This window comes from Streptomyces sp. cg40 (assembly GCF_050320165.1).
GTDB lineage: Bacteria > Actinomycetota > Actinomycetes > Streptomycetales > Streptomycetaceae > Streptomyces > Streptomyces hokutonensis.
On the sequence record NZ_CP190128.1, the window covers coordinates 1,709,402 to 1,725,064 of the forward strand.

Genomic DNA, 15,663 nt, shown 5'->3' on the forward strand with positions numbered 1-15,663 from the left:
TGAGTTCGCCGTCCGCTCACAGGCCGACCATCGTCGCCACCGCCCCGGCGGACGCGAGCACCGTCAGCAACGCCTGCGAGTCCGCGAGGAGTTCACGGAGCCGCTCACGGCGGGTGCGACCCGCCGTGCCCGTGCTGGTGATCTCCGCCTCCGTGTCCGCGAGTTCCGCGTCCAGCGCCGCGGTCGCCGCGTCGGACCGCACCACGCGGAGGTCTTCCCGCAACTTCCTTACCGCTGCGAGGAGTTCCTCCGTGGCCTCGTCACGGGCGGGCGCCGCATGCTGGTGGGTCTCCGCGTGCGCCTGGTGCCCGATGGCGAAGTTGCTGCCGTGCACGTCGCCGATCGTGACGCGCGGCTCGCCCGCGTCCGAGGTGGTCATGGGGTGTCCGGTCCCTTCTGCGGCACGGGGCCGCCGGTGGTCGTACTGGCCGTGGTCGTGCTGGCGGAGGCCCGGTCGCCGATGGCGAAGTTGGAACCTTCCACCGAGTCGATGTTCACGCCGCCGTTGCTGATGTTGACGATCTTCTGGACGAACTCACCGGTCTGGTAACCGGCTTCGGCCAGCGCGATGCGCACTCCGTGCGCGATCCGGTCCTGCACGCTCCTCAAGTACCGGTCCACGTCCATCTCCTGGAACAGCGAACCCGAGGGCGCCGATCCGAGTTCGCGCACCGACAGAGCGGGGCCCTCCGGCAGCGCGCCCGCGTAGCCACCGGTGAGCAGCCGCCAGCCGTACGCCGCGGTCCGGCCCAGCGTGACGACGGCGGTCACGATGGCGCGCGGCATCTGCGGCACCGTCGCGGCGGCCTTGCCGATCAGGTGGTTGTGGCGGAAGCGGTGGGCGACGCGGTCTGCGTCCTTGAAGTCCTCGCGGACCGGGTGCAGGACGTGCGGGGCGATCTCCAGCATGAGCATGCGCCCCTGGGTGTGGATGCGCACGAAGACCGTGACGACCAGTTCCTCGTCCCAGCCGCCGACCCGTACGCGCAGGAAGTGCCGTCGTTTCTCGGCGCCCTCCTCGACCGCGCGCTCCCGGTGCGTCGCGAAGACCTCGTCGCCGTAGGGGGCCGACTCGCGCCGCCGCAGCCCCTCGACGGGCAGGAACACGCACTCGTCGATCTCCAGGCGGCGCAGCCGGTCGCGCACCGGGTACTGCGCGAACTCCGAGGACTCCCGCAGCTGTTCGAGCAGGGGCCGGATCGTCTCCAGGACCGAGCGGTTGCCGATCGGGCGCTGTGTCTTCATACCGTCGGGCCGCAGTTCGACGGCGAGCACCCAGGTGTCGTGGGCGGTACCCGCGCCGCAGAAGGGGTGGGCCTCCTGGTACATGATCAGCGGCGCGTGCTGTTCGGTCCGGATCCGCTCGGCCAGCCGCTGGGAACGCCCGCTGCCGCCGCGGTAGGCGGGGTCGGCGACGGCGTCGGCGAAGCCCTTGCGGGACAGCTCCGCGCCCAGCGCCCGGGTGACCTGGCTGCGCTGTGCGGTGATGCTCGCGACGACGAGCACCAGGACGAGGATGGTCAGCCACGCGCGCAGGGCGCCGGGCCCGTCCGAAGTCGAGTTCACGCCGAAGAAGCCGCCCAGGAAACCGAGCGCCGGATTACTGATCGACGGCGCGCTCTGCGTCGGGTAGCCCTCGGAGTCGTACGTCGTCGTGCCGGCGGACGAGGAGGAGGCGGACTTGCCGGAGAAGGCGTCGGCGAGCGTCACGACCAGGATGCCGAGCAGGAAGAACCGGCCCGACCACCGCAGGTAGAAGGCGAACCAGCGGCGCAGCCACGACGGCCGTTCGGCCCGTCCCCTGACCCAACTGGCCATGGCCAGCATGAGGCTGGGCACGAGGAAGAGGAGCAACCAGGAGTCGGTGACCAGCATTCCGACCACCCACAGGCCGACGATCGCCCCGGACCAGGCCAGGTCCAGACGCCGGGCACGCAGGGCGTGGGCGAGGACGCGGGCGGCGTCGAATCCGGACGAAGGCGCCACGATCCGCTGTTCGTTGACATACAGCTCGTCGATCACGCGGTCGCGGTAGAGCGGGTCGAGATAGGTGCCCGCGCACAGCAGCCGGGTCGACTCGGTGGCGTACGACGGAGTGGCGGCGGGCGGCGTGGCGGCCCTCGACGGCTGTGGTTGGTGCGGCTGTTGCGGCACGAATGCGGTACTCACACCATCCCCCGATGGTAAAGCCGGGCGAACTCGCCCTCTGCGATCTGACAGGGCATCAGGATAGCGAACGCATCGACGCCGTAACCGATTTGCGCACATCCGGCCCTGGCGTACAAGCGTGCGGCCACGACCTGGGCGTATCCGTATCCACCGATCCGGCCACCGGCCGCGCAACGTGGGAGAGGCGCTCCGCAACGAGGGAATCGACCTGCAAGGCGGCGAACGCCGCTTCACGGAATCGGTCGATCTCTTCCGTAGCGTGGGCGACGACTACGGACTGAGCGATGCTCTGGGCAACTTGGGTATTCGCGGGCGCCAACAGGATCGGCAGCGTTGGGCGGCAACCCGTAACCAGGTTCCGGGGCCGTCAATGTTCCTCTGCTGGGAGGAAGTTGACGGCAGAGGAGTAGCTGGCGGGAGTGCGGGAGTCGCTGCTGTTTCATCGGCTGGATGTCGCGACGGTCGCGGGCGCCGTAGAGCCGGGCAAGGACCTCCAAGAGGCGGGCCGCGGGCAGGGGTCAGGGGGCCCACTCAGCCTCGGCGGCCACCTCGAGGAGCTGTCTTCCCCACGTACGTGGTGGTCCGTCCGGGCCTCCGGAAGTGGCGAAACCTGTGACCGGGGGGTCCGTTTCGCGTTGAGCCCGCCCAACCGGCCTCTGTGGTCCGCACCGCAGCCCCGGGACTCTCGCGCGCCTTCAACTCCGCCAGTTGACCGCGCCAAGGCCCGCTCGGCGCTCAACGCGGCCGGTCGCGCCCCGACCGCGGTTACGCGTTGGGCGGCGCGCAGTCGATGTCCGAGACCGTCGTGGCAGCCGATGATGCCTGGCCGGATGCGGACGTGGCATGCCCGTCGAGCCCACGGGCGGTGTGGATCCGCAGCAGTCCATCGATACCGCGCAGCAGGGTCTCGCCGGCCAGCACGGGATCGCCGAGGTAGCCGGCGCTCATCGCGCCGTCGCGGAGCATGACGAAGTGCCGCCCGGCGTGTTCGGCTTCCGCGATCGTGATGTCGGCGAACAGTCCGGTGATCGTCTCCAGGAACCACGCGCGGTGTTGCACGACGGCACGGTGGACCGGGTGGTCGGGGTCGGGGAATTCCGCTGCCGCGTTGAGGAAGGCGCATCCGCGGTAGCCGGGCGAGCGGATCTGCCCGACCAGGGACGCACCGATGCCCCGCAGAATGCCGTCGGCCGGCGCGTCCGCGGCCATCAGGGAGCCGATCTGGGTACGGATCGCCTGGTCGACGCTTCCGATGTAGGCGACGGCAAGATCCTCTTTGCTGGGGAAGTGGCGGTAGAACGTGGCGTTGGTGATCTTCGACTCGGCGACCAGCCGGTCGACACCCACCGTGTGGATGCCCTCCGCGTAGAAGAGCTGCCCGGCGGTCCTCAGGAGCCGCTCCCGGGCCTCGGAGACTCTCCTGCCGGTGCCTGTGCCGGCCTCCGTCTGCATCATGCCGCCCATGATAGCGGGTAGAACGCTCTCTCTTGTTTTCACGGAAGGGGTGTGCCAGGCTCCAAACCAGAGAGATCGTTCTCTCTATACTGCGCATTCACTGGAGAACCCCATGGCATCCACCGCCTCCGCCGAGCACGTCGGCGTCACGCCGGCCCTGCGTCGGCTGTACGTCATCCGCTTCGTCTTCGCCGCCGCGTGGGCGGTGCTCCTGCTGTTGTCCGGCTCGGACCTCACGGTCGCGACCAAGCTTCTGCTGTTCATCTATCCGGCTTTCGACGTGGTCGCGGCCGTCGTCGATACCAGGTCGGCGCGCGCTGACAGGCTGGTCAAGGGCCTGTACACCAACATCGCCACGAGCTCGCTGGCCGCCGTCGGCGTCGCGGTCGCCAGTGCCTCGGGCGTCGCCGACGTGCTGCGCGTCTGGGGCGCGTGGGCGGTCGTCTCCGGGCTGGTCCAGCTGCTCGTGGGCGTCGTGCGCCGCCCGATGGGCGGCCAGTGGGCCATGATCGTCAGCGGCGGCATCTCGGTGCTGGCCGGCGGGAGCTTCCTGCGAAGCGCCTCACAGGACGACCCCTCGCTGACCACCCTCGCCGGCTACGCCGCTCTCGGAGGGATCTTCTTCCTCGTCTCGGCGCTCCGCCTGTCCCGCTCGACCGGCAGGGGCTGACCGGCGGCGACCGAGCATCGCGGCTACCGGACGCGGCGCCAGAGTCGGGACGTGCCCGACAGGACCCGCCTCGGTGACAGGACGGTGCGGCGGATGGCGTACGGCGCCATGAGGCCGGCCGGGCCCCATCGACGCCGGTCGAATCCCCGGTCTTCCTGACGGGCCCCACCTCAGTGATCGGCGTCCGCTGCCCGGACTCCGCACAAGCTGCTTCCACAGGCGAGACCCACCAACGCCGATGAACCGCTCACGACCGAGATCCGGACCATTCCGGGCCCAGCGAATCGCTCCGAGTGCTGAGACGCACGATTTACGCTGGTCAGCGATCTGTGGCTCGTGTACCACCAGCAGACCAGGAATCTGCTGGTGGTACACCCTTCAAGGCCACAGCCTCAGGAATCGGTCTTGCACTGCCTGCCGTCACGCACTCTCACCCCGCTCCTGACCCGCAACTACGCGCTGGAGAGGAGAAAGAACGGCAAGTTCGCCAAGGTTGACGCGCCCCACCGACGGACACATTCAGCGAAGCCGCCGCGCCAGCGCGCTCCTGCTGTCACTCCCGCAGACGGGCATCCGCCCTGAACAGCCGTTTTCCCCTTCCCCTTCCGTGAGACGGAAGCGGTATTGCGGCCCCCCGACGCCCTTCCCGACGATGTCGCCATCACCCAACGACGGGAGCCGCAGCCATGCCGCACACGACCGCCTTCGCCAGGAACCAGTGGTACGTCGCCGCCTACAGCCACGAGGTCGGCCGTGATCTGCTCGGCCGGACGATCCTCGGCGAGCCCCTCGTCTTCTACCGCACCGAGGACGACGGCACCCCCGTGGCGCTGCACGACCGGTGCGTGCACCGGCGGTTCCCGCTCTCCGAGAGCCGGCTCGACGGGGACCGGATCGTGTGCGGGTACCACGGGTTCACGTACGACACGACGGGCAGTTGCGTGTACGTGCCGGGGCAGAAACGCATCCCCCGCACCGCCCGCGTCGCCTCCTACCCGGTGGTCGAGCAGGACGCGCTGGTCTGGGTGTGGATCGGCGACCCGGCCCTCGCCGACCCGCAGGTCATCCCGCGGGCCCCGCACCTCGCCTCCCCCGAGTGGGTCACCGTCAGCGGCATGGAACCGATCGACGCCGACTACGGCCTCCTCGTCGACAACCTCCTCGACCTCTCCCACGAGACGTATCTGCACGGCGGTTACATCGGCTCCCCCGAGGTCGCCGAGACACCGATCACCACGGAGGTCGACGAGGGCGCCGGAGTCGTACGGGTGAGCCGGCACATGGACGACGCCGAGTGCCCGCCGTTCTACGCCAAGTCCACCGGGATACGAGGGCGGATCACTCGCTGGCAGGACATCGAGTACCACGCGCCCTGCCTCTACCTCCTGCACAGCCGGATCGCCCCGGTCGGCGTACTCCCCGAGGCGGACGGCAGCGACCCCAACGGCTTCCACACGGAGATCACCTACGCCATCACGCCCTCCTCGGACGGCAAGGTGTACGACTTCTGGGCGGTCTCGCGCGACTGGGCCACGGACGACACCGAGGTCACCGAGTTCCTGCGGAGCAACAACCACACCGTCGTCATGCAGGACGTGGACGCCCTCAACCTCCTTCAGCGGACGCTGGGTTCGGAGCGCAGCGGCTACCAGGAGCTGAGCATCAACATCGACACCGGCGGTCTCGCCGCCCGCCGTATCCTCGCCCGGCTGGTCGAGGAGGGCGCCAAGCCGGTGGAGAAGGTCCAGTGACCGCTCCGACCGGCGAGGTCTACCGCATCGACTGGCTGCCGGGCACCGACATCCTGCACGGCACCTGTCACTGCGGTCGCGAGCACACGTCGCAGGATCCGATCGAGATGTGGGAGTGGATGCTCGCCCACCCCCGGGGCCACTCGGTCGACGAGCCGCAGGGAGCCGACGCATGACCACCTCCGAGGCCGAACTCGCCGCCGAGCGCCGGGAGTTCGCGGCCGACACCGAACTCGTCGTCGAACGGCGCGAGTTCGCGGCCGACGGCGTGCTCGCCCTCACCCTGCGCCACCCGCTCGGCGAGCAACTGCCGCTCTGGGAGCCGGGCGCGCACATCGACGTCGTGCTCGGCCCCGGCCTGGAGCGCCAGTACTCGCTGTGCGGCGACCCGGCGGACCGTACGGCATGGCGGATCGCGGTCCTGCGGGAGCCGGACGGGCGGGGCGGATCGGCCCTTGTGCACGAGCAGTTGGGGCAGGGCGACACGGTGCGGGTGCGCGGACCGCGCAACCACTTCCGTCTGGAGTCCGCCCCCCGCTACCGCTTCGTCGCGGGCGGCATCGGCATCACCCCGCTCCTGCCGATGCTCGCCTCGGTGGAGGCGGCGGGCGCGGAGTGGAGCCTGCTCTACGGCGGTCGCACCCGCAACTCCATAGCCTTCACGGAGGAGTTGAGCCGCTACGGCGACCGCGTCACCGTCGCTCCGCAGGACGAGATCGGACTGCTCGACCTGCCGTCCGTCCTGGACGACGTGACCGAGGGCACCCTCGTCTACTGCTGCGGTCCCGGTCCACTGCTGGACGCGGTCGAGGCCCGCTGTCCCGGAGGCGTCCTGCGCCTGGAGCGCTTCCAGCCGAAGGTCCAACAGGCGGGCGCCGACACCGAGTTCGAGGTGGTGCTGGAACAGAGCGGCAGGACACTCACCGTCCCGGTGGGCGTGTCCGTGCTCGACACCGTGCGCTCCGCCGGGGTCGAGGTGCTGTTCTCCTGCACCGAGGGCACCTGCGGGACCTGCGAGACCGACGTCCTCGAAGGCACCCCGGACCACCGGGACTCGGTGCTGAGCGAGGAGGAGCGGGAAGCGGGCGAGACCATGCTCATCTGTGTCTCGCGCTGCCTGGGGAAGCGGCTCGTGCTCGATCTGTGATCCGCAGGTCGTCGTCGATGAGGGCCACCGCCGCCAGTAGCTGGGGCAGCAGGTCCCGTCGTACGGCCTCGGCGGAGTGCCGGCCGGCGTGCGCCCCGACGCTCACGCCGGCGACCACCGCGCCGTCCCGGTCCCGCACCGGGGCGGCGACCGATCTGAGGCCCTCCTCCAGTTCCTCGTCGACGAGCGCGTACCCCTCGTGCCGTATCCGGTGAAGTTCCTTGCGCAGTACGTCGGTTGACGGACGGGCGTCCAATTCATCGGCCGGCAGGTGGGCGAGGAGCACCCGGCCCACCGCGGTGGTGCGGGCGGGGTGGCGGGTGCCCACGGTGATCGTGGCGGCCAGGACGCGGCGGGCCGGGAGACAGGCGATGTGGACGACGTCGTCGCCGTCGAGGACGCACAGGGACGCCGACTCCCCTGTCCGCGCGACGAGTTGCTCCAGATGCGGGGCCACGATCTGCGGCAGGGTGGAGCCCGCGAGGTAGGAGTAGCCGAGTTCCAGGACGCGCGGGGTGAGCCGGAAGAGGCGTCCGTCGGACTGGACGTAGCCGAGGTCGGCCAGGGTCAGGAGCAGTCGGCGGGCGGCGGCGCGGGTCAGCTCGCAGGCGCGGGCCACCTCGCTGAGCGTGCGGGCGGGATGCTCGGCGTCGAAGGAGCGGATGACCGCGAGGCCGCGCTCGAAGGACCTCACGAAGTGCGGTGCGCGGACTGCCGCAGGCATCGTCGCCTCCAGACGGACGCACGGGGTGCGCTCCGGGAGCACGGTAGAAGCGCGATTCGATAACTGTCAACAATTTTGTTAGCCAAACCATTGACCCGGTCGGACGCAGGGTTCTACGTTCCCGCTGAGCACCAAGAAGAGCACCACTGTGCGCTGTGCGCACAGCCTGTCGGAACACCGTTGTCTGCACAGGAGGAGCCGTATGCGTCGTCTGCTCGCCGGTCTCACGGTCGGCACGTTTCTGCTCGCCACCGCGGCCTGTGGCTCGTCCGACGGGTCGAGTTCGTCGAAGAGCACGTCCTCGGGGGCCACCACCACGGTCAAGGTGGGGGTCATCCCCATCGTCGATGTCGCCCCGCTGTACCTCGGCCAGAAGCAGGGCTTCTACACCAAGCACGGCCTGAAACTGACCATGACCCTCGCGCAGGGCGGCGCGGCCATCGTGCCGGGTGTGGTCAGCGGCCAGTTCCAGTTCGGCTTCTCGAACATGACCTCGCTGATGCTCGCCCAGTCCAACGACGTCCCGGTGAAGGCCATCGCCAACGGCGTCGCCTCAACCGGCGTGTCGGGCAAGGACTTTGGCGCCCTCGTCGTCAAGAAGGGCAGCACGCTGAAGTCGGCGAAGGAGCTGGAGGGCAAGAAGGTCGCGGTCAACACGCTGAAGAACATCAACGAGACGGCCGTACGCGAATCCGTCCGCAAGGCCGGCGGCGATCCGGACAAGGTGAAGTTCGTCGAGCTGGCCTTCGACCAGATGCCGGCCGCGCTCGACAAGGGTCAGATCGACGCGGCGATGGCCGTCGAACCCGCGCTCACCACCATGCTCAACCAGGGCGCCCAGCAGATCGCCTGGCCGCTGGTCGACGTCGCGCCGAACCTCACCGTCGCCATGTACTTCACGTCCTCGGCGTACGCGACGAAGAACCCTGACGTGGTCAAGAAGTTCCAGGAGGCCACCGCCGAGTCCCTGGCCTACGCCGACGCCCACCCGGACGAGGTCCGGCAGATCGTCGCCACGTACACCAAGGTCCCGGCCAGTGTGCTGGCCAAGGTGATCCTGCCCAAGTGGCCCGCCGATCCCAACCGTTCGTCGATCGAGGCGCTGGAGAAGCTGAGCGAGACCGACGGCCTCTTCAAGAAGACCCCCGACCTGAACACGCTGCTCCCGTGAAAGGACTGAACACCGCACTCGGTGCGGCCGGACTCGCGGCCTTCCTCGCCCTCGGCGAGGTCGTGCCGCGCGTCGGCATCGTCAAGGAGGCCTACTTCCCGCCGACCAGCAGGATCGCCTCCGCGTTGTGGACCGAGCTGAACGACGGCGCGTTCTGGTCGGCGCTCGGCGACACCCTCACCGGCTGGGCACTCGGCCTCGCGATCGCCGTCGGCGCGGGGATCGTCGCGGGCGTCCTGCTCTCCGTCGTCCCCCACCTCCGCGAGGCGACCGCCTCCACGATCGAGTTCCTGCGCCCGATCCCCTCGGTCGCCCTCATCCCCCTGGCAGTGCTGTTGTACGGCACCGAGCTCAAGTCGGTGCTGTTGCTCGTCGTCTACGCCTCCTTCTGGCAGATCCTCATCCAGGTCCTCTACGGCGTCCAGGACGTCGACCCGGTCGCCGAGGAGACGGCGCGGTCCTACGGTCTCGGCACCTGGGCGCGGGTGCGGCACGTGCTGTGGCCGAGCGCGCTGCCTTACGTCATGACCGGCGTACGGCTGGCGGCGGCCGTCGCGCTGATCCTCACCATCACGGCCGAACTGGTCATCGGCGCACCGGGGTTGGGCGCGACCATCATGGTCGCGCAGAGCTCGCAGGCCGTGCCCGAGATGTACGCGCTGATCGTGGTGACCGGTCTGCTGGGACTGATCATCAACGTGGGCGCGCGGACGGTGGAGCGGCGGGCGCTGGCCTGGCACCAGTCGGTGCGCGGGGAGGTGGCGGTGTGAGGCGCGTACTGCTCCGGCTGCTGTTCGTGGTCGCGCTCCCGGCGGTGCTGCTCACCGTCTGGTGGCTGGCGTCGGACGGCAGCACCAACGTCTTCTGGCCACCGCTGCGGACGATCCTCAAGACCTTCCCGAACGTGTGGACCGCGGACCGTTTCCGGACGGACGTGCTGCCAAGTGTCCTGCGTCTGACGGCCGGTTACGCCGCGGCGGCCGTCGCCGGCGTCGCGCTCGGCACAGTCATCGGCTCCTACCGGCGGGTCCGCGCGGTGTGCGAACCGGTCCTGGAGTTCCTGCGCGCGGTGCCGCCGCCGGTCCTGGTCCCGGTCATCATGCTGTTCGCGGGCATCGGCGACACCATGAAGATCGTGGTCATCGCGAGCGGCTGCGTCTGGCCGATCCTCCTCAACACCGTCGAGGGCGTCCGCGCGGTCGACCCGGTCATGAAGGAAACGGCCCTCTCCTACGGCATCACGGGCACCGCCCGCCTGCGGAGCCTGGTGCTGCGCTCGGCGAGCCCGCAGATCTTCACCGGGCTGCGCCAGGCGCTGTCCATCGGGATCATCCTCATGGTCATCAGCGAGATGTTCGCCGGCACCGACGGACTCGGTTACACCGTCGTCCAGTTCCAGCGCAGTTTCGCGGTGCCCGACATGTGGACGGGCATCCTCGTGCTCGGGATGCTGGGATTCCTGCTCTCCGTCGTCTTCCAGGTGGTCGAGCGGCGGGTGCTCGGCTGGTACCACGGCCTGCGCGCGGCCACCCGCCGGTCCCCGTGAACATCGTGAAAGGGCGGTCCATGCTCGACGTACGCGGCCTCAACAAGGTCTACGAGGGTTCCGGCCGCCGGGTGGAGGCGGTGCGGGACCTCACCTTCACCGTCGAAGCCGGCGAACTCGTCTGTCTCGTCGGCCCGTCGGGCTGCGGCAAGACCACTCTGCTCAAGTGCATGGGCGGACTGCTCACCCCGACCGCGGGCGAAGTCTTCCTGAACGGAAGGAAGGTGAGCGGTCCGCCGCCCGGGATGGCGTTCGTCTTCCAGGAGTACGGGCGCAGCCTGTTCCCCTGGATGCGGGTCGGCGAGAACGTCGAACTGCCCTTGAAACAGAAGGACTTGAGCAAGGCGCGCAGGCGTGAACTGGTCGCGGACGCGCTGGAGTCGGTGGGTCTGACGGAGGCGGCCGAGGCGTATCCGTGGCAGCTGTCCGGCGGAATGCAGCAGCGGGTCGCCATCGCCCGCGCACTCGCCTACGAACCCGAAGTCCTGCTGATGGACGAGCCGTTCGCGGCCGTCGACGCGCAGACCCGGGCCGATCTGGAGGACCTGGTACGGGGGTTGTGGCGGGAGCGCGGCATCACGATCCTCTTCGTGACCCACGACATCGACGAGGCCGTCTACCTGGGCGAGCGGGTGGTGGTTCTCTCCGCGTCACCGACCGTCGTGCAGGAGCAGCTGAAGGTCGATCTGCCCGTGGAGCGCGACCAGTTGCACACCCGGGTCGCCCCGCGCTTCGCCGAACTGCGAACCCATGTGTACGAGCAGATCCAGGCGGCGAAGCGCGGGACACTCCCGGTTCAGGACCGGCTCACGAAGTCCGATACGCCTCCACTTCGCTGAACTGGGCGCCCGGCCAGCCGGAGTTGGCGCTGACACTGAGCCGCAGACAGCGGAGGTTGGTGCCGCTGGGCAGGGCCACGGTGACCGTGTTTCCGGTCGCCGGGTCGAAGCGGTAGCCGGTGGCGCCGACGAGGGTCGAGTGGGTGGCGCCGTCGGTGCCGCCGAGCACGGTGACAGTCTGCGTGCGCGCGCTCCACGCGGACGCCGGCGGCAGCTTCAGGACCAGCCTGCGAACGGCCTGGGCCGAGCCGAGGTCGACCGCCCAGGCCTGTGTGAAGGCGTTGTTGGTGGACTCCCAGTAGGTGTTCGCGTCGCCGTCGACCGCCTTGCCGGGCGTGCAGACGTCCTGCGAGCCGGTCGTGGTGGCGGACTCGGCCTTGACGGAGGTGAACGGGAGGGAGGCACCGGAGGCCGCGTGGCGGCGCCGGGGGTCAGGGCGACGAGCATGCCCGCGGCGAGCGCGACCGCCGCACCGATAATTGGCATGCACCTGACATCTCCGAGCATGGTGCTGTGCATGTGCTGATCCCTTCGAGGTGGGGGTGCAGGGATAGCGGGATGCGGGATACGAGATGACGGGTGGCGGTCGGCCTGCGACCGGCCGCGGTCGGCTGTCTGCAGTCGGCTGTCCACGGTCGACCATTGACCACCGACCACCGACCACCGACAGTCGCCCGTCGCCCGTCGCCCGTCGCCCGTCGCCCGTCGCCCGTCGGCGTTACGCGGTGTGCAGCCAGGCCGCCGTGTCCTGCGGCAGTCGGCCCTGGTCGTCCAAGGGGCCGCTGGTGAGCAGAAGCCGGGTGTGCGGCAGGAGGTCGACGGGTGTGCCGGACAGGTTGACCAGGCACGTCGTGCCGTCGGCCCGGGCGAAGGCGAGGACGCCGTCGGGGGCGGGCAGCCAGGTGAGGGGGCCGTCACCGAAGGCCGGCCGGAGTCGGATCGCCTCGCGGTAGAGGTTGAGCATGGAGTCGGCAGTCTGCCGCTGAAGGTCGACCGCATACGATGTCCAGCCGTCCGGCTGCGGAAGCCAGGGCTCACCGCGCGAGCCGAAGCCCGCGTACGGCGCGTCGGCCACCCACGGGAGCGGTACACGGCAGCCGTCGCGGCCGGGGTCGGTGCCGCCCGACCTCAGGTACATCGGATCCTGGATGCGGTCGACCGGCAGCTCGACCTCGGGCAGCCCCAGCTCCTCCCCCTGGTAGAGGTAGACGACGCCGGGCAGGGCCAGCGACAGCAGCGCCGCCGCCCTGGCGCGCCGGGTGCCGAGGGCGAGGTCGGTCGGCGTGCCGAAGGCCTTGGTGGCGAAGTCGAAGCCGGTGTCGGCGCGGCCGTAGCGGGTGACCGTGCGGGTCACGTCGTGGTTGCAGAGGACCCAGGTGGCGGGGGCGCCGATCGGGGCGTGCTCGGCGAGGGTCTCGTCGATCGAGGTGCGCAGCCGGTCCGGGTCCCAGGGGCAGGACAGGAAGGAGAAGTTGAAGGCGGTGTGGAGTTCGTCGGGGCGGAGGTAGCGGGCGAAGCGTTCGGTGTCGGGGAGCCAGACCTCGCCGACGAAGACGGCGCCGTACTCGTCGGCGACGGCCCGCCAGGAGCGGTAGATGTCGTGAAGTTCGTCGCGGTCGACGAAGGGGTTGGGGTCGCGGCCCTCGACGAAGTCGGGCAGTGCGGGGTCCTTGGCAAGCAGCGCGGCCGAGTCGATACGGACCCCTTCGACCCCGCGCTCGAACCAGAAGCGCAGGATGTCCTCGTGCTCCTGGCGGACAGCCGGGTGGGCCCAGTTGAGGTCGGGCTGTTCGGGGGTGAACAGGTGGAGGTACCAGTCGCCGTCGGGGAGGCGGGTCCACACGGGTTCGGTGGAGGCGGCGAACTGGGACGGCCAGTCGTTGGGCGGGAGTTCACCGTGTGCGCCGCGTCCGGGGCGGAAGTGGAACAGGTCGCGTTCGGGACCGCCGGCGAGGGCGGCGCGGAACCACGGGTGCTGGTCGGAGACGTGGTTGGGCACGATGTCGACGATCGTGCGGATGCCCAACTCCCTTGCTTCGGCGATGAGTTTCTCGGCCTCGGCGAGCGAGCCGAAGGCCGGGTCGATGGCGCGGTAGTCGGCGACGTCGTAGCCGCCGTCCTTCATCGGCGACAGGTACCAGGGGGTGAACCACAGGGCGTCCACGCCGAGTTCGGCGAGATACGGCAGTCTGGAGCGGACGCCCGCGAGGTCGCCGGTGCCGTCGCCGTCGCCGTCCGCGAAGCTGCGGACGTACACCTGGTAGATGACGGCCGAGCGCCACCAGTCGTCGTGGCTCTGGGCATGGGTGGGCTGTCCCACTGTGCTGGCCTTTCTGTCGGAGGGCGTCGAGGGGCGGTGTCAGCCCTTCGTGCTGCCCGCGCTGATCCCGGCGATGATGTGGCGCTGGAAGACCAGGAACATGGCGACCATGGGGATGCTCGCGATCACCATCGCGGCGATGAGCACGGTCAGTTGGATGTTCTGCGACAGCTGGACGAGTGCCACGCTGATCGGCTGTTTGTCGGTGTCGGAGAAGACCATCAGCGGCCACAGGAAGTCCTGCCACACGGCGACCAGGGCGAAGATCGAGACGACGCCGAGGACGGGCCGGGACATGGGCAGCACGATGGACCACAGGATGCGGAGTTTTCCGGCGCCGTCGATCTCGGCGGCCTCCATGACGTCGCGCGGGAGTTGGTCGAAGAACCGTTTGAGGAGGTACAGGTTGAAGGCGTTGGCGACGGCCGGCAGCCAGATGCCGAGGGGGTCGTTGAGCAGGCTGGTGTGGATCAGCGGGAGGTCCGCGACGGTCAGGTACTTCGGTACGACCAGGGCCTGCGCGGGGACCATCAGCGTCGCGAGGATGCCGCCGAGGATCAACTTGCCGAAGGCGGGCTTGAGTTTGGACAGGGCGTAGGCGGCGGCCGTGCACAGGACCAGCTGGAACGCCCAGGCGCCGGCGGCCTGGACGACCGTGTTCCACAGGTGCTGCGGGAGCTGCATCAGGTCCCAGGCGTCCGTGTAGCCGCTGAGGTGCCAGTGCTTGGGGATGATCGTGGGCGGGGTCTGTGCGATCTCGTCCGGCGACTTCATCGCGCCGGTGACCATCCAGTAGACGGGGAAGAGGAAGGCGAGCGCGAAGAGCACGACGACACCGGTGAAGACGGTCCAGTAGACGGCCCTGCCGCGGGGCCGGGCGAGCGCGGCCGGGGAGAGCAGCGTGCGGGTGCTCACAGGTCGTCCTCTCCAGAGCGGGTCAGCCGCAGATAGAGGGCGGAGAAGACGCCGAGCAGCACGAGGAGCATGACGCTGAGGGCGCAGGCGCCGCCGAAGTCGTTGTAGAGGAAGGCGTATTTGTAGATGAGGTAGAGGACGGTGACGGTCGCGCTTTCCGGGCCGCCCCCGGTGATGACGAAGGGTTCGGTGAAGACCTGCATCGTGGCGATGATCTGAAGGAGCATCAGCATCAGGATGACGAAGCGGGTCTGAGGGATCGTCACATGGCGTACGCGCTGGAGGAGGCTCGCGCCGTCGAGTTCGGCGGCCTCGTACAGCTCGCCGGGGATGGACTGGAGCGCGGCCAGGTAGATGAGGACCGTGCCGCCCAGGTTGGCCCAAGTCGCCACGATCACCAGGGAGATGAGGGCGGTGTCGGTGCCGTTGGACCAGTTCGAGGTGGGCAGGTGCAGGAAGCGCAGCGTCTCGTTGGCGAGGCCGGCTCCGGGGTCGTAGAACCACTTCCACAGCAGGGCGGTGACCACCGGCGGGATCATCACGGGGAGGTAGACGACGACCCTGAAGAACGCCTTCCAGTGCCTCAACTCGTTGAGGACCAGGGCGAGTACGAAGGGGATCGCGAAGCCGATGAGCAGGGCGAGCAGGGTGAAGACGAGGGTGTTGCGCCAGGCGGCGGTGAACTCGGGGTCGTGCCAGACGCGGGTGAAGTTGGCGGTGCCGACCCACTCGGGCGAGGAGCCTGGCGTGTACTTCTGGAAGGCGATCACGACCGCGCGGATCGCCGGGTACCAGGAGAACAGGGCGAAGCAGATGAGGCCGCCGAGGAGGAAGGCGTAGGCGCGGGCCTGGTCGAGGAGGCGGCGCCGCCCCCGGCCCCCTACCGGGGGCGGCGCCTCGATCTGTCGTACCGCCGTCGTCTCGACGGGGATCCGGGTGGCCGTCCGGGTCATCGG

15 protein-coding genes and 1 pseudogene are annotated in these 15,663 nt (G+C 69.5%); 8 read left to right on the forward strand and 8 right to left on the reverse strand.

Annotated elements, in window-relative coordinates:
- Positions 1-16: 16 nt before the first annotated feature.
- The 3 genes from ACQHII_RS07635 to ACQHII_RS07645 all read right to left on the reverse strand — a co-directional run bounded on the left by ACQHII_RS07635 (position 17) and on the right by ACQHII_RS07645 (position 3,633).
- Positions 17-379 (reverse strand): hypothetical protein, encoded by a 363-nt coding sequence (locus ACQHII_RS07635; RefSeq protein WP_427918529.1) that lies wholly within the window; start codon positions 377-379, stop codon positions 17-19.
- A complete protein-coding gene (locus tag ACQHII_RS07640; RefSeq protein ID WP_427918530.1) occupies positions 376-2,169 on the reverse strand; it encodes a hypothetical protein in 1,794 nt (597 codons plus the stop codon). Before ACQHII_RS07640 ends, ACQHII_RS07635 begins: the two co-directional genes overlap by 4 nt.
- Before the next feature lie 765 nt (positions 2,170-2,934).
- Positions 2,935-3,633 carry a TetR/AcrR family transcriptional regulator gene (locus ACQHII_RS07645; protein WP_427918531.1) on the reverse strand — a complete coding sequence of 233 codons (699 nt, stop codon included), beginning with the start codon at positions 3,631-3,633 and terminating at the stop codon, positions 2,935-2,937.
- 103 nt (positions 3,634-3,736) lie between these two features.
- Here ACQHII_RS07645 and ACQHII_RS07650 point away from each other — a divergent pair, with 103 nt between their 5' ends.
- From ACQHII_RS07650 to ACQHII_RS07665, 4 genes are all read left to right on the forward strand, one after another.
- Complete coding sequence (locus ACQHII_RS07650; protein ID WP_427918532.1) at positions 3,737-4,294, forward strand: hypothetical protein; 558 nt, start codon at positions 3,737-3,739, stop codon at positions 4,292-4,294.
- A 686-nt stretch (positions 4,295-4,980) separates the two neighbouring features.
- Positions 4,981-6,045, forward strand: a complete 1,065-nt coding sequence (locus tag ACQHII_RS07655; protein WP_427918533.1) for a Rieske 2Fe-2S domain-containing protein — start codon at positions 4,981-4,983, stop codon at positions 6,043-6,045.
- Complete coding sequence (locus tag ACQHII_RS07660) at positions 6,042-6,221, forward strand: hypothetical protein (RefSeq protein ID WP_200715902.1); 180 nt, start codon at positions 6,042-6,044, stop codon at positions 6,219-6,221. The genes ACQHII_RS07655 and ACQHII_RS07660 overlap by 4 nt, the downstream gene beginning before the upstream one ends.
- Entirely contained in the window at positions 6,218-7,192 is a 975-nt protein-coding gene (locus ACQHII_RS07665; protein WP_427918534.1) for a PDR/VanB family oxidoreductase, read from the forward strand. Before ACQHII_RS07660 ends, ACQHII_RS07665 begins: the two co-directional genes overlap by 4 nt.
- Here ACQHII_RS07665 and ACQHII_RS07670 read toward each other — a convergent pair.
- Positions 7,143-7,916, reverse strand: coding sequence for an IclR family transcriptional regulator domain-containing protein (locus ACQHII_RS07670; RefSeq protein WP_427918535.1), 774 nt, complete (start codon positions 7,914-7,916; stop codon positions 7,143-7,145). The two genes, ACQHII_RS07665 and ACQHII_RS07670, sit on opposite strands and share 50 nt — an antisense overlap.
- A gap of 202 nt (positions 7,917-8,118) precedes the next feature.
- Between ACQHII_RS07670 and ACQHII_RS07675 the strand changes: the two genes are divergently transcribed.
- Genes ACQHII_RS07675 through ACQHII_RS07690 form a run of 4 tightly spaced genes read left to right on the forward strand, consistent with a single transcriptional unit; the run spans position 8,119 to position 11,472 of the window.
- Positions 8,119-9,087 (forward strand): ABC transporter substrate-binding protein, encoded by a 969-nt coding sequence (locus ACQHII_RS07675; RefSeq protein WP_427918536.1) that lies wholly within the window; start codon positions 8,119-8,121, stop codon positions 9,085-9,087.
- On the forward strand, positions 9,084-9,857 hold the full coding sequence (locus ACQHII_RS07680; RefSeq protein ID WP_427918537.1) for an ABC transporter permease: 774 nt from the start codon (positions 9,084-9,086) through the stop codon (positions 9,855-9,857). The genes ACQHII_RS07675 and ACQHII_RS07680 overlap by 4 nt, the downstream gene beginning before the upstream one ends.
- Positions 9,854-10,633, forward strand: coding sequence for an ABC transporter permease (locus ACQHII_RS07685; RefSeq protein WP_427918538.1), 780 nt, complete (start codon positions 9,854-9,856; stop codon positions 10,631-10,633). Before ACQHII_RS07680 ends, ACQHII_RS07685 begins: the two co-directional genes overlap by 4 nt.
- 20 nt (positions 10,634-10,653) lie before the next feature.
- Positions 10,654-11,472, forward strand: coding sequence for an ABC transporter ATP-binding protein (locus ACQHII_RS07690; protein ID WP_427918539.1), 819 nt, complete (start codon positions 10,654-10,656; stop codon positions 11,470-11,472).
- Here ACQHII_RS07690 and ACQHII_RS07695 read toward each other — a convergent pair.
- The 4 genes and pseudogenes from ACQHII_RS07695 to ACQHII_RS07710 all read right to left on the reverse strand — a co-directional run.
- A pseudogene (locus ACQHII_RS07695) lies at positions 11,441-11,908 on the reverse strand (discoidin domain-containing protein); the annotation flags it as partial. The gene ACQHII_RS07690 and the pseudogene ACQHII_RS07695 overlap by 32 nt on opposite strands.
- 282 nt (positions 11,909-12,190) lie before the next feature.
- Positions 12,191-13,792: a glycoside hydrolase family 13 protein gene (locus tag ACQHII_RS07700; protein WP_427918540.1), complete on the reverse strand. Its 1,602-nt coding sequence runs from the start codon at positions 13,790-13,792 to the stop codon at positions 12,191-12,193.
- A 39-nt stretch (positions 13,793-13,831) separates the two neighbouring features.
- Positions 13,832-14,707 carry a carbohydrate ABC transporter permease gene (locus ACQHII_RS07705; protein WP_427918541.1) on the reverse strand — a complete coding sequence of 292 codons (876 nt, stop codon included), beginning with the start codon at positions 14,705-14,707 and terminating at the stop codon, positions 13,832-13,834.
- Positions 14,704-15,660, reverse strand: a complete 957-nt coding sequence (locus ACQHII_RS07710; protein ID WP_427918542.1) for a carbohydrate ABC transporter permease — start codon at positions 15,658-15,660, stop codon at positions 14,704-14,706. The genes ACQHII_RS07705 and ACQHII_RS07710 overlap by 4 nt, the downstream gene beginning before the upstream one ends.
- Between the last annotated feature and the right edge of the window lie 3 nt (positions 15,661-15,663).

Excerpts from the sequence above, each read along its gene's own strand:
- ACQHII_RS07650 (WP_427918532.1), top strand. The coding sequence starts at position 3,737 with ATGGCATCCACCGCCTCCGCCGAGCACGTCGGCGTCACGCCGGCCCTG.
- ACQHII_RS07675 (WP_427918536.1), top strand. The coding sequence starts at position 8,119 with ATGCGTCGTCTGCTCGCCGGTCTCACGGTCGGCACGTTTCTGCTCGCC.
- ACQHII_RS07710 (WP_427918542.1), bottom strand. The coding sequence starts at position 15,660 with ATGACCCGGACGGCCACCCGGATCCCCGTCGAGACGACGGCGGTACGA.
- ACQHII_RS07635 (WP_427918529.1), bottom strand. The coding sequence starts at position 379 with ATGACCACCTCGGACGCGGGCGAGCCGCGCGTCACGATCGGCGACGTG.
- ACQHII_RS07655 (WP_427918533.1), top strand. The coding sequence starts at position 4,981 with ATGCCGCACACGACCGCCTTCGCCAGGAACCAGTGGTACGTCGCCGCC.
- ACQHII_RS07665 (WP_427918534.1), top strand. The coding sequence starts at position 6,218 with ATGACCACCTCCGAGGCCGAACTCGCCGCCGAGCGCCGGGAGTTCGCG.
- ACQHII_RS07670 (WP_427918535.1), bottom strand. The coding sequence starts at position 7,916 with ATGCCTGCGGCAGTCCGCGCACCGCACTTCGTGAGGTCCTTCGAGCGC.
- ACQHII_RS07645 (WP_427918531.1), bottom strand. The coding sequence starts at position 3,633 with ATGGGCGGCATGATGCAGACGGAGGCCGGCACAGGCACCGGCAGGAGA.
- ACQHII_RS07690 (WP_427918539.1), top strand. The coding sequence starts at position 10,654 with ATGCTCGACGTACGCGGCCTCAACAAGGTCTACGAGGGTTCCGGCCGC.